The sequence below is a fragment of the Delftia sp. WY8 genome, from assembly GCF_018437695.1.
Taxonomy (GTDB): Bacteria; Pseudomonadota; Gammaproteobacteria; order Burkholderiales; family Burkholderiaceae_C; genus Comamonas; species Comamonas tsuruhatensis.
In genome coordinates, this window is record NZ_CP049795.1 from 5,950,453 (window position 1) to 5,973,723 (window position 23,271).

At 56.0% G+C, this 23,271-nt stretch carries 19 protein-coding genes and 1 pseudogene; 13 read left to right on the top strand and 7 right to left on the bottom strand.

The features are described from left to right. Positions 1 to 6 precede the first annotated feature (6 nt). From G4D77_RS27240 to G4D77_RS27260, 5 genes are all read right to left on the bottom strand, one after another. Positions 7 to 711: an energy transducer TonB gene (locus tag G4D77_RS27240; protein ID WP_016448322.1), complete on the bottom strand. Its 705-nt coding sequence runs from the start codon at positions 709 to 711 to the stop codon at positions 7 to 9. A 101-nt stretch (positions 712 to 812) separates the two neighbouring features. Continuing rightward, positions 813 to 1,085, bottom strand: coding sequence for a (2Fe-2S)-binding protein (locus G4D77_RS27245; RefSeq protein ID WP_016448321.1), 273 nt, complete (start codon positions 1,083 to 1,085; stop codon positions 813 to 815). Between the two features lie 106 nt (positions 1,086 to 1,191). Then, positions 1,192 to 2,319 carry an alpha-hydroxy acid oxidase gene (locus tag G4D77_RS27250; RefSeq protein WP_193726212.1) on the bottom strand — a complete coding sequence of 376 codons (1,128 nt, stop codon included), beginning with the start codon at positions 2,317 to 2,319 and terminating at the stop codon, positions 1,192 to 1,194. A 101-nt stretch (positions 2,320 to 2,420) separates the two neighbouring features. Continuing rightward, complete coding sequence (locus G4D77_RS27255; RefSeq protein ID WP_012206418.1) at positions 2,421 to 2,720, bottom strand: SWIB/MDM2 domain-containing protein; 300 nt, start codon at positions 2,718 to 2,720, stop codon at positions 2,421 to 2,423. A 216-nt stretch (positions 2,721 to 2,936) separates the two neighbouring features. Beyond that, positions 2,937 to 3,887, bottom strand: a complete 951-nt coding sequence (locus G4D77_RS27260) for a DMT family transporter (protein ID WP_034364552.1) — start codon at positions 3,885 to 3,887, stop codon at positions 2,937 to 2,939. A gap of 362 nt (positions 3,888 to 4,249) precedes the next feature. Between G4D77_RS27260 and aceA the strand changes: the two genes are divergently transcribed. The 4 genes from aceA to G4D77_RS27280 all read left to right on the top strand — a co-directional run bounded on the left by aceA (position 4,250) and on the right by G4D77_RS27280 (position 10,721). Further along, positions 4,250 to 5,581, top strand: coding sequence for an isocitrate lyase (aceA, locus tag G4D77_RS27265; protein WP_016448318.1), 1,332 nt, complete (start codon positions 4,250 to 4,252; stop codon positions 5,579 to 5,581). 484 nt (positions 5,582 to 6,065) lie between these two features. Beyond that, a complete protein-coding gene (locus G4D77_RS27270) occupies positions 6,066 to 6,938 on the top strand; it encodes a toll/interleukin-1 receptor domain-containing protein (RefSeq protein WP_213757798.1) in 873 nt (290 codons plus the stop codon). A gap of 1,006 nt (positions 6,939 to 7,944) precedes the next feature. Continuing rightward, positions 7,945 to 9,441, top strand: a complete 1,497-nt coding sequence (locus tag G4D77_RS27275) for an SNIPE associated domain-containing protein (protein WP_213757799.1) — start codon at positions 7,945 to 7,947, stop codon at positions 9,439 to 9,441. A gap of 317 nt (positions 9,442 to 9,758) precedes the next feature. Beyond that, complete coding sequence (locus tag G4D77_RS27280; RefSeq protein ID WP_213757800.1) at positions 9,759 to 10,721, top strand: restriction endonuclease; 963 nt, start codon at positions 9,759 to 9,761, stop codon at positions 10,719 to 10,721. 612 nt (positions 10,722 to 11,333) lie between these two features. On the opposite strand, the gene G4D77_RS27285 is transcribed toward G4D77_RS27280, so the two are convergent. Further along, on the bottom strand, positions 11,334 to 13,133 hold the full coding sequence (locus G4D77_RS27285) for a DUF262 domain-containing protein (protein ID WP_213757801.1): 1,800 nt from the start codon (positions 13,131 to 13,133) through the stop codon (positions 11,334 to 11,336). 660 nt (positions 13,134 to 13,793) lie between these two features. After that, complete coding sequence (locus tag G4D77_RS27290; RefSeq protein WP_017407084.1) at positions 13,794 to 14,078, bottom strand: helix-turn-helix domain-containing protein; 285 nt, start codon at positions 14,076 to 14,078, stop codon at positions 13,794 to 13,796. 231 nt (positions 14,079 to 14,309) lie between these two features. Here G4D77_RS27290 and G4D77_RS27295 point away from each other — a divergent pair, with 231 nt between their 5' ends. The 9 genes and pseudogenes from G4D77_RS27295 to thrS all read left to right on the top strand — a co-directional run bounded on the left by G4D77_RS27295 (position 14,310) and on the right by thrS (position 23,251). Further along, on the top strand, positions 14,310 to 14,678 hold the full coding sequence (locus tag G4D77_RS27295; RefSeq protein WP_017407085.1) for a DUF4177 domain-containing protein: 369 nt from the start codon (positions 14,310 to 14,312) through the stop codon (positions 14,676 to 14,678). Position 14,679: 1 nt separating this feature from the next. Continuing rightward, on the top strand, positions 14,680 to 15,168 hold the full coding sequence (locus G4D77_RS27300; protein WP_213757802.1) for an SPFH domain-containing protein: 489 nt from the start codon (positions 14,680 to 14,682) through the stop codon (positions 15,166 to 15,168). Further along, complete coding sequence (locus tag G4D77_RS27305) at positions 15,165 to 15,794, top strand: hypothetical protein (RefSeq protein WP_213757803.1); 630 nt, start codon at positions 15,165 to 15,167, stop codon at positions 15,792 to 15,794. Before G4D77_RS27300 ends, G4D77_RS27305 begins: the two co-directional genes overlap by 4 nt. 127 nt (positions 15,795 to 15,921) lie before the next feature. Further along, a complete protein-coding gene (locus G4D77_RS27310; RefSeq protein ID WP_213757804.1) occupies positions 15,922 to 16,290 on the top strand; it encodes a hypothetical protein in 369 nt (122 codons plus the stop codon). Positions 16,291 to 16,412: 122 nt separating this feature from the next. Then, positions 16,413 to 16,889, top strand: coding sequence for a hypothetical protein (locus G4D77_RS27315; protein WP_213757805.1), 477 nt, complete (start codon positions 16,413 to 16,415; stop codon positions 16,887 to 16,889). Between the two features lie 979 nt (positions 16,890 to 17,868). Further along, positions 17,869 to 19,083, top strand: a complete 1,215-nt coding sequence (locus tag G4D77_RS27320) for a DUF3631 domain-containing protein (RefSeq protein ID WP_213757806.1) — start codon at positions 17,869 to 17,871, stop codon at positions 19,081 to 19,083. A 285-nt stretch (positions 19,084 to 19,368) separates the two neighbouring features. Next, positions 19,369 to 20,541, top strand: coding sequence for a site-specific integrase (locus tag G4D77_RS27325; RefSeq protein WP_213757807.1), 1,173 nt, complete (start codon positions 19,369 to 19,371; stop codon positions 20,539 to 20,541). Between the two features lie 246 nt (positions 20,542 to 20,787). Continuing rightward, positions 20,788 to 21,018, top strand: a pseudogene (locus tag G4D77_RS27330) (isocitrate lyase); the annotation flags it as partial. 301 nt (positions 21,019 to 21,319) lie between these two features. After that, complete coding sequence (gene thrS / locus G4D77_RS27335; protein ID WP_016448317.1) at positions 21,320 to 23,251, top strand: threonine--tRNA ligase; 1,932 nt, start codon at positions 21,320 to 21,322, stop codon at positions 23,249 to 23,251. Positions 23,252 to 23,271: the final 20 nt, after the last annotated feature.

The window sequence follows — 23,271 nt, forward strand, 5'->3', positions numbered from 1 at the left end:
TGAGAATCAATTGAGGGTGAATTTGACCGGGACCGTAACCCACATGGGGGTTGGCGTGCCGTTGCTCTTGCCGGGGACGAACTTCCAGTTCTTGACGCCGTCCACGGCCTGCTGGTCCAGACGGTCGTAGCCGCTGGATTTGCTGACCTCGATCTTCTGAGGCAGGCCTTGCGCATCCACGAAGATGCGCAGCATCACGGTTCCCTGCTCGCCCATGCGCCGGCTGATGGCAGGGTAGTTGGGCGCCGGGTTGTTCAGGTAGGCGGCATTGTTGGATGGCAGCTCGATCTTGGGCGGTGCCGGAGGGGCAGGAGGCGCGGGCGGGGCAGGTGGGGCGGGCGGTGCCGGGGGGGCCGGCGGCGCCTCCACCACGGGCTTGGGCTCGTCTTCCAGCGTGCCTCGCGGCGCCGCAGGTGCCGGCTTGGGATCGGCAATGGCCTTGGGCAGAGGCGGCGCCTTCTTCACGACCGGCTGTGGCTTGGGGGGGGGCGGTGGCGGCGGAGGTGGCTTGGGGGCCTCGGGCTCGGGCGCGGGTGGCGAAATGAATTCCGCGATCACCTGGGCTGGCACGATGACCTCTTCGGGGGCGCGCTGGAGCAGGCCATGCTGCATCGCCCAGAGGGTTGCTGCATGCAAGACCACGACCGAACCCGCGATGGCCACGTTACGGCCAAGGCCCCCGGGGGGGCCAAAACGATCAGACTGGGACATAGAGACAGAAGGAGCTGACAGCGGATAGGTGCCGGGTGCTGTCGCTCGGAAGACGGAGTATCAGCTGCGCAGGATCCACCAGGTGCATGTAACGACGAGGATCAGGCTGCCGACAAGTGCTGAGAGGAGGACCATGCTTTGCTCTCCAGGATATTGTTGGCAAGCTGGACGGTCTGGGCCGCGATCTCGTTGTGTATGGCCGCCACGGGCTGGGTTGCGCAGCATTGCGCCACCACATCCCGGGCACAACTCTCGCACCGGCCGCACTGCATGGCGATACCCAATTCGAATTGGATTTCGTCAAAGCTCATGCCAGCGTGAGCGTGGCGTGCGATCTCACGGTCGGAAACCCGGCGACATACACAGACGATCATGGCTACAGGCAGTAATGGCTGGCTATTGATGAGATGAAAAATTATAAATGAGAATTCATCGCATTTGCAATTCTTGGTTGTCTGTAGGGCTGTATGGCCTTGCGCTTTACTCGGTATCCAGTAGCTCCACAGTGGCCTGCGCGAGGGTTGCACAGCCTGTCAGGGCCATGGCGACCTCCAGTTCGTCGCGCAGCAGCCTCAGTACGTGGGCCACGCCAGCGGCACCTGCATTGGCCAGACCCCAGATTATCGGGCGGCCTATCAGCACAGCCGTTGCACCGAGAGCGATGGCCTTGAGCACATCGGTGCCTCGCCGTATGCCGCCGTCGGCGAGCACAGGGAGCGCATGGCCCGAGTTGCGCAAGGCCTTGGTGACGCGCGCCAGTGCGGTGGCCGTTGCGGGAACGGTATCCAGCGTGCGTCCCCCGTGGTTGGAAACAATGATGCCTGCCACGCCCGATCTCGCCGCCTGCAGCGCGTCAGCCGGATGCAGCACCCCCTTGAGCAGCACTGGCAGGCGTGTCTGCTGCTGCAGCCAGGCGACGTCATCCCAGGTGGGCGCATGCTGCAGCAGGCCGTCGAACAGTGCGCTCTGGTCCGGTGTGAGCCGGACGGCCGGAGATGGAGCCAGGCCCTGCAGATTGACGGCAGAAATGCCGGCGGGAAGGCTAAAGCGCGCGCGGCGTTCACGGTCCCTTACGCCGCTGGCGGGGGCGTCCACCGTCAGCACCAGCGCTTCGTAGCCTGCCGCCTCGGCCCGTTCGATCAATTGCCTGGTAAAGCCCCGGTCGTGCTGCAGGTACAGCTGGAACCATAGCGGCCCGCGGGTCGGCGTGAGCTGTGCGGCCTTCGCCACAGTCTCCAGCGGCAGGCTGGCCTGGGTGCTGAGCACCATGCCCGCGCCCAGCGCCGCAGCCGCATAGGCTGTTGCAAGCTCTGCGTCGGCATGCGCCATTTGCTGGAAGGCCATGGGGGCGACCAGCAGGGGGCAGGCCAGCTCTCGCCCCAGCAGTTGCAGCCGTGTGTTTCCCCCTGCAAGAGGCCTGAGTACGCGTGGCCACAACGTGAGCGCATCCCAGGCGCTGCGGTTGGCGGCAAGGCTGTGCTCATCGGCCGCGCCGCCCGAGAAGTAGGCCCAGGCGTTGTCGTCCAACCGCTGCCGCGCCTGGATCTCGTGGTCGGCCAGATTGATGATGCCGTCGGGAACGGCTTGCAGTGCGGGCACTTGGCTCATGGCATTGGAGGGGGGCGATGGCGCATCGCCGGTGGCAGACATCCGGAAAAAAGAAAAGCCGGCCCATGGGCCGGCTTTCATCCGTGGGGCAGGCCCGGGGATTACTTGACGTGCTTGCCGATCAGGCCAGCCATCTCGAACATCGAGACTTGGGGCTTGCCGAACACTTCCTTGAGCTTGGCATCAGCGTTGATCATGCGCTTGTTGGCAGCGTCTTGCAGCTTGTTGGCCTTGATGTAGACCCACAGCTTGCTGATGATCTCGGTGCGGGGCAGGGGGGTGGAACCCACCACGGCAGCCAGAGCGGGGCTGGGGGTGAGGGGTTTCATGAAGGCGGCGTTGGGAGTGCGCTTCTTTGCGGGAGCTGCCGGAGCAGCCGTTGCCTTCTTTGCAGTTGCCATGTTGCTTGTTCCTAGTATGGAGTGGATTCTTTACCAGCGAAAAACCGTCGCTATCCACTGGCAGGCTGATGCTAATGGGAAAAAAACGGTCTTCCAAGCTCACCCGTCAAATTTTTGCCTCGATTTGTTGCTGTGGCGCTGTTTTTTGAAGAGTTTTTGCATTCCTGCTCCCTTTCGGGGGCCGCCATGGCTGGAGGGCCGTCGGAGCCAGCGCTTTCAGAGGGGGCGGACTTCGCTTGTGGACGAAGGTTCCGAAGAGAGTTTTCGGGCGGGCCAGGTAGCCACAAAAATGCCCAGCAGGGCGATCGCGAAGGCCAGTGCCTGCATGGATGTGACCCGTTCGCCCAGCACGCACATGCCGACCAAGGCGGCGCTGATCGGCAGCAAAACCGTGAAAGTGCCCGCCTGCGAGGCTGGCACGCTGCGCAGGCCCGTCATCCACAGCCATACGGTCCACACGCAGGCAGCCAGGGCGTAGAACAGCAGCAGTCCCCAGATGCTCCATTGCACGCTGCCGAAGTCGAAGTGCCAGGCCAGATACAGCCCGAAGGGAGTTGACAGCGCAAATCCCCAGAGGTTGACGATGGATGTGATGCGTTTGGGCCCCAGGGATGTGGTCAGGCGCTTGCCGATCACGGCGTAAAACGCCTCGCAAAGCACGGCGCCGACGAGCAGCATCTGCCCCAGCCATGCCTGCGACGAGGTCGAAGAGGCTGCCGCGGTGCCCGCGTCGGGGCGCGACAGTGCATACAAGCCTATGCCGGTCACAGCCAGTGCAATGGCCAGCCAGGTGCGCGCGGCCACGCGCTCGCGCAGGAACAGCCAGCTCATCAAGGCCACGGCGGCCGGAATGGCGGCCATGGTCACGCCTGCCGTGACGGCGCTGGTCAGGCTGACGCCGGTAACCATGCAGATGGTGAAAAGGAAGTTGCCGAACAACGATTCCAGGAACAGCAGTCCTTGTGTGCGGCGCGGCAAGGGAGCCTCGTCAGCCGGCTTGCGCAGCCATCGCAGCATGGCGATGGCTCCTATGCCAAAGCGCAGCCAGGCCAGCAACAGCACCGGAAAAATGGCGGCCAAGGGCTTGGATAGGGCGACATAGCTGCCGACCAGGGACATGCTCAGCGCCAGGCAGGCATAGGCAGATCTGCGATGGGAGGTGTTCACGGCTTGTGGAGTTTGGGGCGGCGGTGGCGCTGCCTGAACGCGCGATGGTACCTGCGAGCACGGCAGGCACCCGTGACATACCTGTGTCGCGAATGCTTGCCATGCTGTGGCAATTTTTCACTGCATGGAATCTTTGTTTTGCATTATGAAAAATTGAATTGCTGCGTTGCGCCATTTTTTCTCAATACGAGAAATGCAATTTCACATTGAAAAATATGAAAATAAGCTGTTGATTTTTATGACGAAAAATTTAGTCTTGTATAAGACACAAGATGTTGATCGGGTCTTCTATAAGACTTAAATTTGATCCCAAGGCCGACGCAAGAAAGCCGCTTGTTTCAACAACCTCCCAGGAGAGCAACATGCCCCAATCCCTGACCCAGCAACTGAGCCGCGAACAACAGATTTCCGCCCTTGAGAAAGACTGGGCGCAGAACCCCCGTTGGAAGGGTGTCAAGCGTGGCTACAGCGCCGCTGACGTGGTGCGTCTTCGCGGCAGCCTGCAGCCTGAATACACGCTGGCCCAGCGCGGCGCGGAACTGCTCTGGGACAGGATCAACGGCGGTGCCAAGAAAGGCTACGTGAATGCCTTTGGCGCCATCTCTGCGGGCCAGGCCATGCAGCAGGCCAAGGCCGGCCTGGAAGCGGTGTACCTGTCGGGCTGGCAGGTGGCTGCCGACGGCAACACCAGCGAAACCATGTACCCCGACCAGTCGCTGTACGCCTATGACTCGGTGCCCACCATGGTGCGCCGCATCAACAACACCTTCAAGCGCGCCGACGAAATCCAGTGGAGCCGTGGCATCAACCCCGGCGACAAGGAATTCATCGACTACTTCCTGCCTATCGTGGCGGATGCCGAAGCCGGCTTCGGCGGCGTGCTCAACGCGTTCGAGCTGATGAAGAACATGATTGCCGCTGGCGCGGCAGGCGTGCACTTCGAGGACCAACTGGCCGCCGTGAAGAAGTGCGGCCACATGGGTGGCAAGGTGCTGGTGCCTACCCAGGAAGCCGTCGAGAAGCTCATCTCCGCACGCTTTGCCGCCGACGTGATGGGCGTGCCCACAATCGTGTTGGCCCGTACCGATGCTGAAGCCGCCAACCTGATCACCTCCGACCATGACGCCAACGACAAGCCGTTCCTGACCGGCGAGCGCACGCAGGAAGGCTTCTACCGGGTCAGGAACGGCATGGAGCAATCCATCAGCCGCGGCGTGGCCTACGCACCCTATGCAGACTTGGTGTGGTGCGAAACCGGCGTGCCTGACATCGGCTTTGCCCGCGAGTTCGCCCAGGCCGTGCATGGTGCCTGCCCAGGCAAGCTGCTGAGCTACAACTGCTCGCCCTCGTTCAACTGGAAGAAGAACCTCAACGACAGCCAGATTGCCTCCTTCCAGGAAGAGCTGTCTGCGTTGGGCTACAAGTTCCAGTTCATCACGCTGGCCGGCATCCACATCAACTGGTTCAACACCTTCAAGTTTGCCCACGCCTACGCTAACGGCGAAGGCATGAAGCACTACGTGAACATGGTGCAGGAGCCTGAATTCGCAGCCCGCGAACAAGGCTACACCTTCGTGTCGCACCAGCAGGAAGTGGGTGCAGGCTACTTCGACGACGTGACCACGGTGATCCAGGGCGGCTCGTCCAGCGTCAAGGCACTGACCGGCTCCACGGAAGAGGAGCAATTCCACTGAAGCGCGGCTTCGGTGAGTGCAACTTCAGGTAGATAGGGGTGAGAAAGCGTCCGAGGCCTTTTGCTTCGGGCGCTTTTTCTTTGCTGGTCCTTCCGATGGCAGCTGGTCGGGTTGTTCACGACCAACTACGTTCGGGCAAGAGCAGTCTTCGGGAGCGTTCTGAGGCAAGGGCTTCAGTCTGATCCGCGACATCCACGGCGCGGTGTTCGAATGATCGCGACAGCAATTGCCAGCCGTTGACGTTTCCGGTCTTGGTCGAACGCTTCACTCTTAGGAGCAGCCATTCGATTGCTGGGCTTGCCTCGCACCCGCTCGAAGGACCGATTTGGCGCGGCCCGGTTAGCTCGTGTCGACGCGTTACAGTCATCCTGGATACACGCCCCTAGGCCGTCCTCTGTTACATTTCTTAGAAGTCAGTCTTTAGCCCAGCGTGAGCAATCACGGCACGCTGGCTACCGCAAACGTTAGATTTCTTGAGAATAATATGACCAGCGTATTCCTTAGCCACAACTCGCAAGACAAACCATTCGTTCGTCGGCTGGCCAACGACCTGGACGCTCATGGTGTGAAGTGTTGGATTGATGAAGCAGAAATCAAAGTCGGAGACTCACTCATTGAGAAGATTCGTCAAGGACTCGACTCAATGAGCTACGTAGCCGTCGTTCTTTCCCCTAACTCCGTCAACTCAGCGTGGGTTCAGAAAGAGGTGGATGTTGCTATGAATCAAGAAATCCTTGGAAGGCAGGTCAAGGTTCTTCCTCTTCTGTACCGAAAGTGCGATCTCCCGGGATTTCTTCTCGGAAAGAAGTATGCTGACTTCACTAAGGATGAACGCTATGAAGTCGCGCTTGAGGACTTCGTGCGAAGTATCGGAATAGTCTTTCGCCGAAGCGTTCTTACACCTCCCGAGCAAGGCCGCCACATCGGACGAGCGCTAGACAAAGCTTGGATGTGCGGCTTGCCTGTCCTTTCCAGACCATTTCACAGGCCATTCCAATACATTGGATTGACAATTGATGCGGCTGCAAAGGCGGTTGGAGGTACTCCGAACGAAGTAGGGAACATCATCCTTGAGAGCGAAGAATGCCGGTTAGTTCTTGAGGCGGAAGGAAATTTCATCAACTATGTTGATATAGAGCTCAAACGAACTGCGCCTCATCGGCAGTCAGAAGAGTTTGACTCGGAGGTCATTCTTGGCGCACTTAGTATCAATCCGGCCGAGTTGGAGTTGGTCAGAAAAGCTGTCCATTACCACCATTACAGCGACCATAGAAGAAAGCTCAAGGTTAGCGTCTCGTGTCTCTATGATGGCGCCCCTTTGAGTGTCGGATTTGGTGGCAAGTACTACGGAATGTGAGGCAACCAACGCGATGAACTAACCATTCTGTGAGCATATGGCTTGCCGGTTGCGCCGTCGATTCGTGGTTCATGTCAACCGCTGAGTTACTGCATTTTTTTTTGTGGTCATCGACGGCTTATAGTCTTTGTGCGACCGTCGAAAGCGACTCATGATTCATAAGTGACATGGCGCATCGCTTCTCAAAGCGATCACCGATTAAAGATCTGCTTCCACGGCCGGAAAAAGGCTTGTTAGAAGCTCGTGCTCAACGGCTGGCAAGAATAGTTCTCCCATTTGAAATTGGCTGGATTTAATTACGTTAAAGTTTCTAGAGGTTTAGTGCATAAGCGAAATTTCCAGAGAACAGATCAGTAGCGCAGTTCTTTCCTGAATTGAGTAGCACAAAGACCGTAGTGTGCTTGAGCAGTACGCCATATTTATGGATAAATCTCAGATTCTCGAGATCGGCCTCAAAGGATTACTCATCCGTAAGTTCAAAGTTCCGCTTGAAGATTCGGAGCGCTGGACTCTTGGAATAATCAAGAATGAACTTAAATGTCGAGGGCTTCGACCAGATTTTACAAATTACTGGAGAGCGTCATCGAGCACCGCAAAAACATGGCACACGAGTTTCTCGTCAACATCCAGATTACAAGCGTAATTGCCAAATTTAGCGAACGAAAAATCTATGGAGATCTGTTCCGTGCGCTCTATGAACTTGAGCAAACAATCATCTTTCATGATTGGTTTGAAGAGAATGACGGCTGGCTACTAGGCACTTAAAAATATATTCAAGCCGATGTCATTGGCACGGATTGACTCGAATGTCGAGCGTCTGCTTATATGATTTGTCACCGGTTGCTCTTGGCCGATAAGCGGTTGGTGCCGGCCGGCCCAAAGCGACCGTTCCAGATCAGCGAAGTGCATGGCAGTTCGCTGCTTTGGGCTGTGCTTGGCTACTTTAACGAGGTGCCCTCGAAACCGGCGGGAGCCCAATAATCGCAAACGGAAAATGGGAGGACGGATGACACTCAGTGACTTCTGGAACGGGACAAAGCACCGGGTCCGAGCCGAACAACTAGAACAAGAACTGAGGGCTTCGCAGTCGTCTGCCGACGAACTTCGAAAGCGCTGTGAGGTGCTGGAGGGCCAATTGCAGCACAGTGGCCTATTGAGTCTGGGTGAAATTAAGGGCTTAGTCAAAATGGAGGAAGATCGGCTTGCACAGACTAGGGTGCATGTGGCAGCGGCCCAGGCCGAAGTGGACGCCGCCTTTCGAAATTTGAAGGACATTCAGAAGGCAATCCTGGTTGCAGAGGACACGGTGGAGCTCGAATCATTCGCGCTTTACGTGCCCAAGTATCAATTCACCAACAGTGCCGACTACAAGGGCCGTCTGGATGAAATCCGTGAGGAGCAGAAAGAGTCGGCCCGGAGATTGAGCAAGGAAGTCGAAAGTTGGAACCACGCGGGGGTCACGCTGACAAAGACGGAGTGGAAACAGTTGCGCAAGGATGTCTTAAAGCTCTCGTTACGCGCATTCAATAGCGAATGCGAGAACTGCATCGACAACGTCAAGTTCAATAACTTCGATCGCATGGTAGAGCGCATCCGCCGGTCTTTCGACGCCTGCAACAAACTGCTCAAGCGTACAGAGTGCTGGTGGACGGAAGTGGTTCTTCAGCGAAAGTTGGCAGAGCTGCACCTAGCTTACGAATTCCAAGTGAAGCGGGCTGAGGAGAAAGAGATGGCGCGTCAGGCTCGCGAGGACCAGCGTGAACAGGAAAAGCTGGAGCGAGAAATCCGCGAGGTGCGTGCCAAGATCGACAAGGAGCGTCGGCACTTTGTCAGTGCAATTCAGAAGTTACAACTTCGTTTGGCAACCGCCCAGAGCGAGCAAGAGCGTGAAGATCTGCAGGCACGCCTCACCGAATTAGCTCAGCAAAATCGGGCGCTTGATGAAGAAGAGCGAGTTTTAGATTACCGCGAGCAGAACGCTCGAGCCGGTTACGTATACGTGATCTCGAACATCGGCGCGTTCGGCGAAGGGGTCTACAAGATTGGAATGACACGACGTCTGGAACCTATGGAGCGAGTCGATGAACTAGGCGATGCCTCTGTGCCATTTCGGTTCGACGTGCACGCCCTGGTGTTCTCGGACAACGCACCGGCACTCGAGGCAAAGTTGCATGCGCATTTTGCAGTAGGACGTATGAACAAGGTCAACGGGCGCAAAGAGTTCTTCCGCGCCGACCTCAAAGAGATCGAAGCGGTGATCCGGGCGAACTACGATGCAGTGGTAGAAGTAGTGCATGCGGCTGCAGCAGAACAGTACCGCGAGAGCCTTCGCATGGTCATGCCGGCGGAGTCTATCCAAGCGGCGGAACTGGCTGTGGCCGCAGACGCCCGGGGGAATCTTTTGGCTGCCAGTGGAGCCGATGATTCTGGGCGCGATATCTTTGGAGATAAAGCGCCTTGCGCGCAGCGGGCTGGCGAACCTTCTGGTCGCTGCGCTTACTGACCGCTCGTTGGTAGCTAGCGTGAATACGCCTGTCGGCATTGACATATGGCTCACGCTGCAAAGCGGGCGCCAGATTGTGACCTTTTGGCCGGGCAGCCATCTGGCGCAGCCAGCGAAGGTCACGCACGGCCAAATGAGGTCTGTGGTGGTGCTTTAAAGCGGACATCCAACGTTCGAGCGAATCGGCCGCTACGTCCAAGGGCCAGTTGGCCACCCGGTGCTATAGCAGCAGGCCATGAGGAGGCCGTGTCGATTCAGAGGTCGGTAACCTTGTGAACCGCCTTAGCGTCCAGACCCACTGTTGGCACAATTGCAGTATGAATGACGACCGCTTCCACTACCCGCCCGATGTTTTCAACCTGCTGGTTGACACGATTCCACTGCTTTGCAAGGGAAAGGACGATGTGATCCTGTTCTTGCGCGGGGCGGGTGTCCCAAACGATGATCTTGCGGAAATGGAGGCCAAGGTGCGGGCGGATCGCAAATCCGTGAGCAAGTTCGCCATCGTGCGCAATGTACTGGCAAAGTTGAACAAGCGTGGTGACGCTGGTCTTGGCCCACGCCGCGAGGTGATCAAGCGTGTAGTTGAGTTCGAGCACTTCTCGATGTGCTGGGCGAACGACGTGCACAAGGCGAAGGCCAACGTCGGTGACCTCGCGCGCATCGTGAATCACCGAGATTCGTTCACCCGCATGAATCAGCAGCGCGAAGCTGCGCAGGCCGAGATCGCGGCTAAAGCTCGCGCAGAACGTGAAGCTGCAGCCGAGAAACGCCGCAAGATCGAGGATGTACGCGACCGACTGAACGTACTGTTCGGCATGGACAGCGAGCCACATAAGCGCGGCAAGCTGCTGGAAGGCGTGCTGAACGATCTCTTCCGCGCGCACGGCATCCTAGTGCGAGAAGACTTCACGCGGCAGGACCCAACTGGTTCGGTCGTGGTCGAGCAGATCGACGGCGTTGTTGAGTTCGAGGGGCACATCTACCTTGTCGAGATGAAGTGGCTGAAGGACCCGGTTGGTGTGCCCGAGCTTGGCTCGCACATGATGCGACTGTTTGCCCGCGAGGGTGTACGCGGTATCTTCATCTCGAATTCCGACTTCGCAGCATCTGCAATCGCAGAGTGCGTCACCCACTCGACGGCAAAGACTATGGCTCTATGCACGCTGCGCGAAATCGTGATGCTGCTTATGAACGAGCGCGATCTAGTCAAGCTGCTTAGAGACAAGGTCCATGCGGCGATCCTTGAGAAGAGGCCATTTGTCGAAATTCTGGGCTGATGGATGTTCCGACGACACGTTGCGGATCTTCTTTCGACAAAGCCTAGGACGACGAAGGCTACCAGTTCATCACATCGGTGGCCTGTGCTTCGACTGGTATGACATTGACACAATCTAGGCGGCGCGAGCCGCGTCCAGAAAGTCCTGCCGCTGCAGTACCTCATAGAGCTGCCATTCGAGACAGCCGCCTGTTGCTGGACGCAACGACTGCCTGATGTCAGGCAGCGTGAATCAGTTCAGCGACTGTCAACGACAGATCCTGCCCGAAGCCGGGCCTAGCGACTTGTTAGAGCAGCGCCGCAAGGCTGACTTTCGGGTCTGCACCTTGAGCGCCCGGTTTAGGACAGTCCGTCATTCTCCAGGTGGGCGGACCTCACTTCCGATCAACTGGTACGGCTATGAGGGGGTAGCTTACTTAAGCTGTATTGATGATATGCAAACTGCGCATCCTGTACTGCCCAAGAAACATCGGTAGGGCAATCTTATTTTTCAGGTCATTTTAAGAGGCGAGTATTATCAAGGAATTAACCATCTCCTTCCAATATCATTCGTGCTCTTTTCGTACAAATAAAAAATTTCCGAAGGTGTGTCGTTAAGTTAATTTTTTATTTATTAACTGGAATATGGGTAGCGGCTGGATTGCTCGATGAATTCTGCAAAAAATGCAAATTCATTCTCATCGGAAATCGGCTCTGGATCAGTGTTGGCGAGTTTCCTAATATAAATCTTCCCGGCGTACTTAATTGGAGCCTTACTTCTTGTTATTTTCATCAGAACGACGTCTTTATCATAGTATTTTATGAAAACCACATTTCTTTGGATTGCGCGCTTAACATCCTCGCCAATCGGCTCTGCTTCAATTAATTGATGGAGCTTTTGCTGATACCCATCCAAATCTTTATAGAATTTATTCGCCTCTGCGCCGACGCCTGTTACATAGAAGCCACCGTACATAAGTGATTTGGATGCATAGGTATTATCGTGTCGGCGGGCATCAGCCTCGCAATCGGCAACACCAATAATTACGTAGCTATCCCCCGTATGCGAATTTGACATCGCAGTCAATGTCTTTACAATTTTTGGAAGCAGCTTCTCGTTCAACTGACCAACTCTCGACAGCTCATGCAGCCCGATCTTAAAGTCATAGCACACATTCTCCGTCCTAGACTGGTTGAGAATGTTTTGTAGATTTTCCACCCAAGAGATGGCTGTAGGATCCATTCCCTCACGAGGTATAAAGTGCGGCGCAAGAACGCCTTTGGTGGCGTTGATCATCTGAATCCGGTCAGATTGCACCCATTTTCTATCATTACTCAACCGGCCCATGCAGTTTGTCGCCACCCCTCGCAGTGCTGAGGCAAGGGACTTTGAATTTTGGATTTTCTTATTCTGCCCCATCAAAAAGTCAAAAAAAGCCAAATAAATAACTTGGTACGCATTCTGAATTTTTAGCGGCCTATCAGTGTAGAGATGTGCTGCCAAATTGAAGCCAAACTCCTCGACAACTCGCGAAAGTTCATCGAATACAAAGCAAAATTGTTTGTAGATTATTTCAGCGCCGTGCTTCAATACGGCATCATTTGCGAGTACTGAAGAATCTGTGCCAGCAGTATAAACCTCATCTAAAAAACTTGACGACGTCCTTGCGGAGTCTTTTAGCAACAGGTGAAGAAGGATGTGTGCCACAACCTCCTCGTCGCGAGATGCAAGAATGTTTTCATTCGTAAGAATATGACATTTATTCCAGAATGTCTCCCTGACTTTTATCCCATAGTTCAGGTCGTCGCTTGTCAGGCTAATGCTTCGCATCGCATCGAGATCAACAATGTCCGTATGCGAGACATCCCCACGTATATAAATTGCACACCTTCTAACCAATTGCGGAAATTCCGATAAGGCGCCAGCTTGCCTTACCTCGTGCGTGGATAGTCGAACGCCACCAGTGTTAATTCGCCTGAATGTCTCGTCTACATTTGCAGTGGTGGTATATGTTGATGTCGATATTGGTATCGGATAATTGAGAATGTTCGTGCATGCCTCAAAGCTCAAGGTTGGGAGATTCTGCGTTAGCTTTCCATCTTGTAGAAGCTTGTTGGTTTCTGCGACAATTGAAAGATCGAAAAATCCTTCATCAACTCGAAATTGACCTTCGATAAAGGAAGTGATGGCTTCCAAGCGTTGCATTCCGTCTAGTATTTCAAAACAACTTCCGCGCGACGGATGCTCAAACGCAACACCAAGAAATAGCGGGACAGGGAATTGGTTTATCAGTGAATCAATAAACCTCTGCTTTTCCAATAATGTCCATACCAATTTTCTTTGGTACCGACGGTTTACGATAAATTTTCCGAGACGAAAATTTGTATAGACTGCTTGAATCGGTTCACCACGAATATTTAGATTGTTCTGCATCGGCTGGGTTATTGAGCGAAGATTGGACGTTTGTTGAGAAATCCTGCAAAGTATGAGTGTAGATGCTTCTCGTGTACTCCGTCTACTCCGCATCACACTGGAGGGGGGCTAAGCGCTTGAACGCGACCGATTCGCGGCTTTCGTCATCTGCGAGACCCGGACCTCGTCACGTGCGAAGAGCAGAGGAGCTCCCACAGCGGTCAGAAACTGCGGTGTTGTCTTCGCGTCAGCGATACATTTCGGAGGGCGGGGAGCACTCGTTCGAGAGTGTCTGCTCTTAGCGGTGGACTCAACCGGTGAATGCAACACACTCATCAAACATCTCTTCAGGTGTTTGATCCCCAGCGTCTTCCTTGGGTCGTAGACGGTCTCGGATCTTTCAGAAACAATCGCGTAGACGTGTTGTCTGGGCGCCAGGTGAGTCTGTTTGCAGATACTCAAGAAGGACACCCCGGACGACAGCGATGTCCCCGCATCTTTTGTAGACACCACATCCCGATCGACATCGTCATTGCTGCAAAAAAGGCATTCGCAGCTGTTGCCTAAGCGGCGGCAACGGGCCAGCTTAGCCTGAGCGGAGGCGCTTATCAGCTGGGCATCTGAAGGACTTTCGAGCCTTCGAGAACGTTGGCGTTGCCGACCCTTCGAGGTCGGTTGGCCTCAGATTCGGCTCTTCGTTTTCCGGCTATAGGCAAGCGTGCTGCTGCTACGCTTATCGAGGTACTCGCCAAGCAGTTCTAGTGCTGGCACGCCTAGCGCTTCTGCAAACTCAACCAGTTCGACGGCATCAAGTCGGCGCTCCCCCCGCTCGCACTTCGATACGAACGTTTGTGTGTTGCCCAGCCGTTCTGCCAGTTCGACCTGAGATACCCCTACACGCTTGCGAGTCGTCCTGAGGATCGACAGCAAGAGTTGGTAGTCGGAGTTGTGGGTCGAGAGGGACATCGTGCAGTGACTGAAGAGTCATGACACGGTAAAGTCCATCTTGAAATAGTCCAAAATAGACTATTTTTGCCTGGAGTTGGCTGCCGCTTGATCAAGGCATGGTCGTGGGCAGCACAGCAGAACCCGCTGATGTAAAGGGAGATGAACGTCTTAAAAGATCAATACGGCTGTGTAAGCGGCCTATTTCAGATGGCTCAGAAGTGAGCTCTTTTTTTCAACCTGAGGTATTAAATGGAATACGAGTACAAGGTCATTGACGTGGCTGATGGAGCGATCAGTTCACTTTTGCTCGGAGAGGGGCGAATAGAAACTGAAGTTCTGGAGGCTTATATCAATGCCATGGCGTCTGAAGGATGGCGCATGGTTTTTATGGAGAAAGTCATGCAAAGGCATCTTGTCATTGCAGATAGGGAAACCTTGATGATTACTTTTGAACGGAGAGTACCGGAGTCCGAGCGCGTCGCAAGAGCCGCGAGGTGTATTGACGATGTGATTCGTGCAGAAGACGCAGCCAAGCGCAAGGGGCGTGGAGCGGCTGTCGGGGCAGCGGGCATGGTTGCCGCAGGAGCGGTGTTGAGCAATCTACTGAGCGAGGAATAAATTGGATCTGAACCAAAAAATTGCAGAGAGAAGGGCGCAATTGCAAAAGGAAGAGGCGGCCCAGGAGGCGCTCAAGCGGCAGGAGGCGCTTGAACAGCGGCAAAGGGAGCAAGCGCGCGAGAGGGCGATCAAAGAGTCTGCCGAGAAGGAGGCGGCGCGGAAGATTCAAGAGATCGAGGCCCAACTGCACAGCACAAAGGAGAAGGTATCAACTGATGCAGCTCCAGTGCTGGATGAGCGAGTAAGCCAGGAGGCCAAGAAGAAGGTAGATGCACATATCAGCGCACTTGCCAACAAACGATTCACCAAAGGAGAAAACTGGGCATTTGGCCTTCTCATGTTGGGCACCGTCCTTGGGTTCTTTATGGCGTGGTGGGTTGGCCTGGGAATGCTGATTTGGACGTGCTACTACGTCACCAAGGTAAGCAATCGCCACGAAACCGAGATCAGGGCCGAGTTGGCTCAATCCGAAGAAGGGAGCAACAAATGAAGAGAATTTCAACCGCGATCATGCTTGTGGGCATTGTCATGCTCATCCTCGCCTTGGGCAGCGATGTTGCTGTCGATGGCATGGGAGGGCGACGGATCACGAACAACGGCTTGATGCATGACCGCTTGGTCAACATCATCCTGAGCGTGACCCTGATCCTGGGCGGTCTGCTGCTGAAGCTGTTCGGGGAGCGACTGTCAGGCGCCTACCTGCAGGCCATTGATCAGTTGCCAGCGAGTGAGTACTTCGCTCGTTGGGCGACGGCCATGTTGTCGTCTGCCTGTGTGTGGGTGCTGGTCCTGATGTATCTCTGGCCGACAACCCTGATGGCCGCCGTGCTGCTCGGTGTGGTGGCTTGGTGCTCATTCCTGCCGAAGGCTACCTACACAGTGCTCAAGCGAGTGTGGTCCGGCACGCTGGTTCTGGCGCTGGGCATGGCGACATGGCACGCAATAGCCTTGTCTGTTCCATGGATCAATGCGATGACTCTCATGCTGATTTCGAAGGGCGTGCCCTTGGTGGGGACTGGTCGGTTGTTGACCTTGTTCACCGTGATGGCCGGGGTTCCGCTGCTGGTGTCCATCGGTGGATTCGTTTTCACCACACTCAAAATGAAAGAAAACTGACTGAAAATTTCTCTCACACTGGCCGATATTTTGACTAGCTATCTGTAGCCATTTACATTTTCCGCGTGTTGCCCGCCCTAGAGAAATCTTCGGCGGGCTTTATTTTTTTCTAACAGAAAGGAGCTTTATGTTCGTTTATGCGGATTCGCTATCTATTAAATTTGGCTGTGCAAAATCTCTTGGTGCCGAACTGGGGGAATTGATTGGCTTGCGCATTGAAGAGTTGGCCGAATATGAGGTGGATGATCTATCCAGTCTCATCAAAATCCTGGTTCTGGACCCTAGCGATGCATTGGCTACGGTTGATACGGAGCTGGGTTTCTCACTTCTTGGCCGCCATTGCGATGTAGCCGAGAGCCATCGGGATTGGTTCGAGCTGACCCTGGTGCTCAGTGATGACGGCTTCGGTGTCGTGATTTACGTGCCCAAGCATGCGGATCTTGATTCCCGGCTGACGGCCTATTGCGCCAGCCAGGTGAGGGCCAGTTCACAGTGACCTGCCTTCATCACCCACCACCTGCCGCCCGTCGAGGCGGCTTTTTTTTTTGTCTGAGGGCGTTTTGCCACCTTATTTGATAGGCCACCTGCCTATCGCATCTATCTACCAAGGAGAACTTTATGAGTGAAATCGAAGCGACAGAAGCCGGGCAGCAGCCCGTATTGATTGACAGCATCTACAGCGGCACGTGCCTGTCCGTCTCGGGCCGAAGCACGCTCACCTACACAGTGGGCCGGGGCCAGGGCGACAACGCGCTGTACCTGCGCATCGCAAATAGCACCGGCAACGGCGTGTGGTGCAAGGACTGGGCGCCTGCTCAGGCCATAGAGGAGATCGTCGTGGGCGCGCAAGTACTGACGGCCAAGAGCTTTCACTGCTTGCATCCCGGTAAGTCCATCAACACAGGCGGCTTCGTGCTGGCTGCGCTACGGGGCTTGGGGCTGATTCAGCCGGGCAAGGTGAACACGCGGCTCCATGAGCATGTGCCTGGGGCAACCCTGGAGGGCATCATGCGCAACCCGCCCAAGGCAAAGGATGAGTGCAATGTCACCCGCTTGGCAGGCAAGTCGCGCCGCAAGGCCAAGGGGGACGCTTGACTCTCCGAGTTCAGGCCGCCTTGGTCACAGTCATGGTTCTGGGGATGTGGTTCAACGTGACTCGTCCCTTGTCCATAGCTGCTGCGGCTGCGCTGACCTTCATCTACCCCCAGTTGCTGATCGTGAACCTGATTGGCGTGGGACTCGCTCTGTGGGTGCGCTACTTCCGCAAATAGGCAAGCCCAGGCCATAGACGCCCCGTTGCGCACCCCACCCGCACCCCACCCGCACCCCTGCGCCGCAGACCGCAAGAGTGGGGCAGGGCGGCGCGCGCTGGGGGCCCAAGTAGGGGGGTGATGCCGACCCCTCGCCGGCCGCGCCTCGGGGCAATCTGGCCACCCGCCGGGTACGAACCCCCTGGGGCCCTCGGCACCCGGCGCGGGGCTCGCTGCACCCCGGAGCGACGGCGCTCCTCCCCGCTGCAGTCCGCCACATCTGCCACGGCGCCACCGGCCGGGCCATGCCCTGCAACAACGTTGCGGCGTTGCAGATGTTGCGGATGGGGAAGGAGGGCCGGGGCATGCCGTCGAGACCCATGTGGTCAAAAACATACGCTAACTGGCGGATTTTTGAATTTTTTTTGAACCCCCGTTTTGCGGGAGCTTTGCCGTCCCCAAGCAGCGCGTCTCCCACGCAGACGTGCGCCGAGCTCTATGCCAAAAAATCTTAAGGCCGAAAACCAGTACCAAATTTGCTGTCCATGTTTTTTTGTTCCCAGCGAGAAGTGCTTCCGTTCAAAGAAAAAAAATCTTCCCAGCGAGATGGGCGTCTGAGTCTATCTATTTATTTTTACTGTTTGGTGTGCGTCTGCCGCTGACGTATTTTTCGACTCTCTTTTGATGGATAGGAACTCGCTGGATGCATAGCTTGCAGGGACATGTTTTTGTAGGAACAATTCATTCCTGGATTCGCTGTATGAACACGGCGAACCACGGATTGGCCAATCCATCTTTTCAACCACTCATTTTCAGGATGGATCGTGAATAGTAAGTCTAAGAGTTCAGTGTCTTCAATTATTTCGGAAAGTTTGGGCTCTAATAATGTTGCGCCATTTTCTGGGATGGTCGATTGTGATGTGCTGATGGATGATTTGATTGGGGTTATTAAAGATTATGTGATCGTCTCGGAGCGTGATGCCTTGGTTGTCGCTCTGTGGGCCATCCTGACATGGTGCTACGAAAAATTTCATCGTTGTCCATTGCTTTTGATTAATGCTCCGGAGAGGGAGTGCGGTAAAACTCAGCTACTTAAGGTGGTGGAGAAATTGGTGTTTCGCCCAATGGAGACGGCCAATATCACGTTGGCAGCACTTTTTCGGTTGATTACCAACCACAAGCCAACGCTGCTGATCGATGAGGCAGACACATTCGTGGAGGGGAAGACGGAGTTGGCAGGAGTTGTAAACAAGGGCTATGAACGTGGTGGCTTCGTTTTGCGTGTGGAGTCCGATGGAAAGGAGCTGACCGAGCGTGCTTACTACGTTTATGGTCCCAAGGCCATGGCAGGAATCTCGCTTGAGCGGCATCTGCCCAACGCCACAATGAGTCGAGGCATCCAAGTTCCTTTGAAGCGCAAGACCAAGGACGACAGCGTGCAGCGCTTGCGCTCTGCTGATCCCGAAGTCTTTAAGGGCTTGCGTTCTCAGATTTTGAAGTTTGTCCTGGAGAACAAGGAGACCCTTGCGAAGGGGTGGGATGAAATGCCGGAGGAGCTCAGTGATCGCCAGCAGGACAACTGGGAGCCTTTGCTGGCTATTGCACATTGCCTGGGAGAAAAATGGTATCGGAAGGCCTGCGAGGCAGCGGTGCAAAACTACGAAGAAACCTCACCTCCGAAATCTTCTTCAAACCAATTGCTGGAGGATATAAGGGAAGTATTGTCTGGCTACAAAGAGAAGTACATTCCATCCGCTGATTTGCTGAGCATGCTGCATGAAGATAAAGATATGGACTGGTGCACTTACAACTACGGTAAGCCTCTGTCGGCGCGTCAATTGGCAAAATTTATGAGTGCCTACAAGATCAAATCGAAAACTGTGCGTATGACGGAGGAATATACCCCCAAGGGTTACGAGGTGCATGAGTTTGCTGATGCCTTTGCGCGTTACCTGCCGGAACTGCCGAAGGAACTGCCAGAAGAGCTGGAGCAAAAGAAGCCGCCTCGTACGGGCAAGGCGCCTATTCCGAATTTCTGAAGTGGTGATCAAGAAGTTGCATCTAACAAAAGATAGCAGCTATTCTTGTGGAAACCAACGGGTGCGCCGCCTCTGGCGTTGAGGGATTTTTCCTAAGGCGATGATTCTTATTGCCGTTGAGTCGCGCGGTAGCGATCTCTAGCAGATTGCGCCGCGTCTCTTTCTAACTACTTGATTTTACATATCTATGTTCATTTGGATAGGTGCTCGTGCGTCTATTGCACCGGTGCCTATCTCCATGGGCGTGGTTTTTTTATCAATCAACACCCTGAAAGGAGGGGCTGTATGCCCATTGTCAAACTCAGTGCGAAGTTCGTGAATGAAGCGGTTTGCCCGCCCGAGAAATCGCGGGTGGACTATTACGATAGCGCGCTCAAAGGTTTTATTCTGGAGGCTCGGCCTTCAGGGGGCAAAACCTTTTATCTGCGCTATCACGATACCCACGGTAAGTTACGGCAATACAAGATCGGCGATGCCGTGGTGATTAGCTGCGAGAAGGCTAGGAAGATGGCCATGGAGTTGCGCGCAAAAGTGGAGCTGGGCGGCAATCCCCTGGAGGAGCGCCAAACCTTGCGCACAGTGCCGACCTTGGCATCTTTCATCCAAGACGTCTACGTTCCGCACATCAAAGTCCATCGGAGGAATTTTCAGTCCACGCTGAGCTTTATCAAGTGCCACATCCTTCCGCGCTTTGGCGCCAAGCACCTGGATGCGATCACGAGCAACATGGTGGCCGAGGCCCACGCGGATCTGCGTGGGAAGGGCTACGCATTGGCACAGGCCAACAAGCTGCCCATCCTGCTCAAGATCATGTTCAATCTGGCGAAAAAAAAGGGCATCCCCGGCAGCCAGTCCAATCCGACCGACAGTGTGGTGCTGTTCAATCCGAACAACGCCAAGGAGCGGTATCTCAGTGCCGCTGAGACCCAACGCCTGCACGAGGCCCTGTCCCGGTGTGGTTCCGCCCAGTTCAAGAGCATCGTTGCTCTTTTGCTGCTGCTCGGATGCCGCAAGCGCGAACTGCTGGATGCTCGTTGGGAGGATGTTGATCTGGAGCGGCGCAACTGGCGCATTCCTATGTCCAAGAGCGGGAAGCCGCGAAACGTTCCGATCTCTGAAAGGGCTCTGGAGGTGTTTCAAGCGCTGCCACGTTGGAAAGGGTGCCCTTACGTAGTGCCCAATCCCAATACCAAGCAGCCGTTTGGCAACCTGTACCACCCCTGGGACAAGGTTCGCAAGGAGGCCGGGATGCCTGAACTGCGGATGCACGACCTGCGTCACACGTTCGCCAGCAATCTGGTGAACTCGGGGCAATCCATCTACGTGGTGAGCAAGCTTTTGGGGCACTCCCAGCTCAAGACAACGGCGCGTTACAGCCACCTGGCGGATGAGACGCTGATGTCTGCGGTGGATGCTGCAGCTAAAGTGGTGGACACAAGTTGGAGGCCCTGCGTGTAAAAAGCTGCCTAAAATTTGGGCAAAGCGAAGTGCGCCACGCACGCGATCACCTGCCCATCCTATGGGGCTGGGTGGTCCGTGGGGGTCAAACCCTCCCCCTCATTCCTGGGGTGATGGCCCAAAAGCTGAAAACCCAGCAAACAGGTCACTGCGACAGTTTGGGGCATGCATGGGTGGGGCGGGAGGCGCAGGCTCGAAAACGGAAAAAACCCTTGAAAATCTGCTACTTACAGTATTGCTTGAGGGTTCAACACCTTCAAGTTTGCCCACGCCTACGCCAACGGCGAAGGCATGAAGCACTACGTGAACATGGTGCAGGAGCCTGAATTCGCAGCCCGCGAGCAAGGCTACACCTTCGTGTCGCACCAGCAGGAAGTGGGTGCAGGCTACTTCGACGACGTGACCACGGTGATCCAGGGCGGCTCGTCCAGCGTGAAGGCGCTGACCGGCTCCACGGAAGAGGAGCAATTCCACTGAAGCGCGGCTTCGGTGAGTGCAACTTCAGGTAGATAGGGGTGAGAAAGCGTCCGGGGCCTTGTGCTTCGGGCGCTTTTTCTTTGCTGGGGTTAAAATGCAAGGAGTTTTCAACTGACAAGGGCGAGAAAGGCATCATGGTTATGACACCGCGAACTACATCGGAGATGTACACCGGCCGCTAGCGGCTGGCGGTTCGCGCCTGCACGAGATTCACTCGACCCCAACAAAGCGCGGACCAGGCTCCGCGCTTTTTTGCTTTTTGGGGATGGCGCACCCCCTGAGAAATATTTTTAGGAATCCCATGATCCACATTACGCTTCCCGATGGTTCGCAACGCGAGTATCCCGGTCCGGTCACCGTGGCCGAAGTGGCTGCATCGATAGGCACGGGCCTTGCCAAGGCTGCACTGGCTGGCAAGGTTGGCACGGGCGACGACGCCAAGGTGGTGGACACCAGCTTTGTGATCGACAAGGACATGCCCCTGTCCATCGTGACGGCCAAGGATGCAGATGGCCTGGACGTGATCCGTCATTCGACGGCCCACTTGCTGGCCTACGCCGTCAAGGATCTGTTTCCTGACGCCCAGGTCACCATCGGCCCCGTCATCGAGAATGGCTTCTACTACGACTTCTCGTACAAGCGTCCTTTCACGCCCGAGGACCTGGTTGCCATCGAAAAACGCATGGCCGAGCTGGCTGCCAAGGACGAGCCCGTGGTGCGCCGCGTGCTGCCGCGCGACGAGGCCGTGGCCTACTTCAAGGGCATGGGCGAGAACTACAAGGCCGAGATCATCGCCAGCATCCCCTCGAACGAGGATGTGAGCCTGTACCGCGAAGGCGGTTTCGAGGATCTGTGCCGCGGCCCGCACGTGCCGAGCACCGGCAAGCTCAAGTTCTTCAAGCTGATGAAGGTGGCTGGCGCCTACTGGCGCGGTGACCATCGCAACGAGATGCTGCAGCGCGTGTACGGCACGGCCTGGGCTACCAAGGACGACCTGCAGCAGTACCTGCACATGCTGGAGGAGGCCGAAAAGCGCGACCACCGCAAGCTGGGCCGTGAACTGGATCTGTTCCACATCGACGAGCATTCGCCAGGCACCGTGTTCTGGCATCCGAAGGGTTGGGCTTTGTGGCAAGAGGTCGAGCAGTACATGCGCCGCGTGTACCGCGACAACGGCTACCAGGAGGTCAAGGGTCCGCAGATCCTGGACAAGACCCTGTGGGAGAAGACCGGCCACTGGGACAAGTACCGCGAGAACATGTTCACGACCGAGTCGGAAAAGCGCGACTACGCGCTCAAGCCGATGAACTGCCCCGGCCACATCCTGATCTTCAAGCAGGGCATCAAGAGCTACCGCGACCTGCCGCTGCGCTACGGCGAGTTCGGCCAGTGCCACCGCAACGAGCCCACGGGCGGCCTGCACGGCATCATGCGCGTGCGCGGCTTCACGCAGGATGACGGCCACGTCTTCTGCACCGAAGACCAGATCCAGCCCGAAGTGCTGGCCTTCACCACGCTGCTGCAAAAGGTCTACGCGGACTTCGGTTTCAGCGACATCATCTACAAGGTTGCCACGCGCCCCGAGGCGCGCATCGGCTCCGATGAAAGCTGGGACAAGGCGGAGGCCGCGCTGATCAACAGCCTGGAGGCTTCGGGCTGCGAGTACGTGATCTCGCCCGGCGATGGCGCGTTCTACGGTCCCAAGATCGAGTACACGCTCAAGGACGCCATCGGTCGCCAGTGGCAGTGCGGCACCATCCAGGTCGACTTCTCCATGCCCGAGCGCCTGGATGCGGAATACGTGGGCGAAGACGGCGATCGCCATCGCCCCGTGATGCTGCACCGTGCCATCGTCGGCAGCCTTGAGCGTTTCATCGGCATCCTCATCGAGCAGCATGCCGGTGCCATGCCGACATGGCTGGCTCCTGTTCAGGCGGCCGTGCTCAATATCACTGACGCGCAGGCGGACTATGTGCGGGAAGTCGCGCAAAAGCTGCAAAAAGCATTTCCGAATCAAGGCCTTAGGGTGGCGACAGATCTGCGCAACGAAAAGATTACGTATAAAATACGGGAGCATTCGTTGCAAAAGCTGCCTTACATCCTTGTTGCAGGCGACAAGGAGAAGGCCGCTGGTGCAGTGGCAGTGCGCGCACGGGGCAACAAGGACCTCGGAGTGATGTCGGTCGACGCGTTCATTGAACTCGTGGCCAAGGACATCGCGGCGAAGGCCTGACGGAGCATCTCCAAAGGCGT

Excerpts from the sequence above, each read along its gene's own strand:
- G4D77_RS27290 (WP_017407084.1), bottom strand. The coding sequence starts at position 14,078 with ATGTCCCTCTCGACCCACAACTCCGACTACCAACTCTTGCTGTCGATC.
- G4D77_RS27285 (WP_213757801.1), bottom strand. The coding sequence starts at position 13,133 with ATGCAGAACAATCTAAATATTCGTGGTGAACCGATTCAAGCAGTCTAT.
- G4D77_RS27270 (WP_213757798.1), top strand. The coding sequence starts at position 6,066 with ATGACCAGCGTATTCCTTAGCCACAACTCGCAAGACAAACCATTCGTT.
- G4D77_RS27315 (WP_213757805.1), top strand. The coding sequence starts at position 16,413 with ATGAGTGAAATCGAAGCGACAGAAGCCGGGCAGCAGCCCGTATTGATT.
- G4D77_RS27325 (WP_213757807.1), top strand. The coding sequence starts at position 19,369 with ATGCCCATTGTCAAACTCAGTGCGAAGTTCGTGAATGAAGCGGTTTGC.
- G4D77_RS27310 (WP_213757804.1), top strand. The coding sequence starts at position 15,922 with ATGTTCGTTTATGCGGATTCGCTATCTATTAAATTTGGCTGTGCAAAA.
- G4D77_RS27250 (WP_193726212.1), bottom strand. The coding sequence starts at position 2,319 with ATGAGCCAAGTGCCCGCACTGCAAGCCGTTCCCGACGGCATCATCAAT.
- G4D77_RS27280 (WP_213757800.1), top strand. The coding sequence starts at position 9,759 with ATGAATGACGACCGCTTCCACTACCCGCCCGATGTTTTCAACCTGCTG.
- G4D77_RS27275 (WP_213757799.1), top strand. The coding sequence starts at position 7,945 with ATGACACTCAGTGACTTCTGGAACGGGACAAAGCACCGGGTCCGAGCC.
- G4D77_RS27295 (WP_017407085.1), top strand. The coding sequence starts at position 14,310 with ATGGAATACGAGTACAAGGTCATTGACGTGGCTGATGGAGCGATCAGT.
- G4D77_RS27240 (WP_016448322.1), bottom strand. The coding sequence starts at position 711 with ATGTCCCAGTCTGATCGTTTTGGCCCCCCCGGGGGCCTTGGCCGTAAC.
- G4D77_RS27245 (WP_016448321.1), bottom strand. The coding sequence starts at position 1,085 with ATGATCGTCTGTGTATGTCGCCGGGTTTCCGACCGTGAGATCGCACGC.
- G4D77_RS27255 (WP_012206418.1), bottom strand. The coding sequence starts at position 2,720 with ATGGCAACTGCAAAGAAGGCAACGGCTGCTCCGGCAGCTCCCGCAAAG.
- aceA (WP_016448318.1), top strand. The coding sequence starts at position 4,250 with ATGCCCCAATCCCTGACCCAGCAACTGAGCCGCGAACAACAGATTTCC.
- G4D77_RS27305 (WP_213757803.1), top strand. The coding sequence starts at position 15,165 with ATGAAGAGAATTTCAACCGCGATCATGCTTGTGGGCATTGTCATGCTC.
- thrS (WP_016448317.1), top strand. The coding sequence starts at position 21,320 with ATGATCCACATTACGCTTCCCGATGGTTCGCAACGCGAGTATCCCGGT.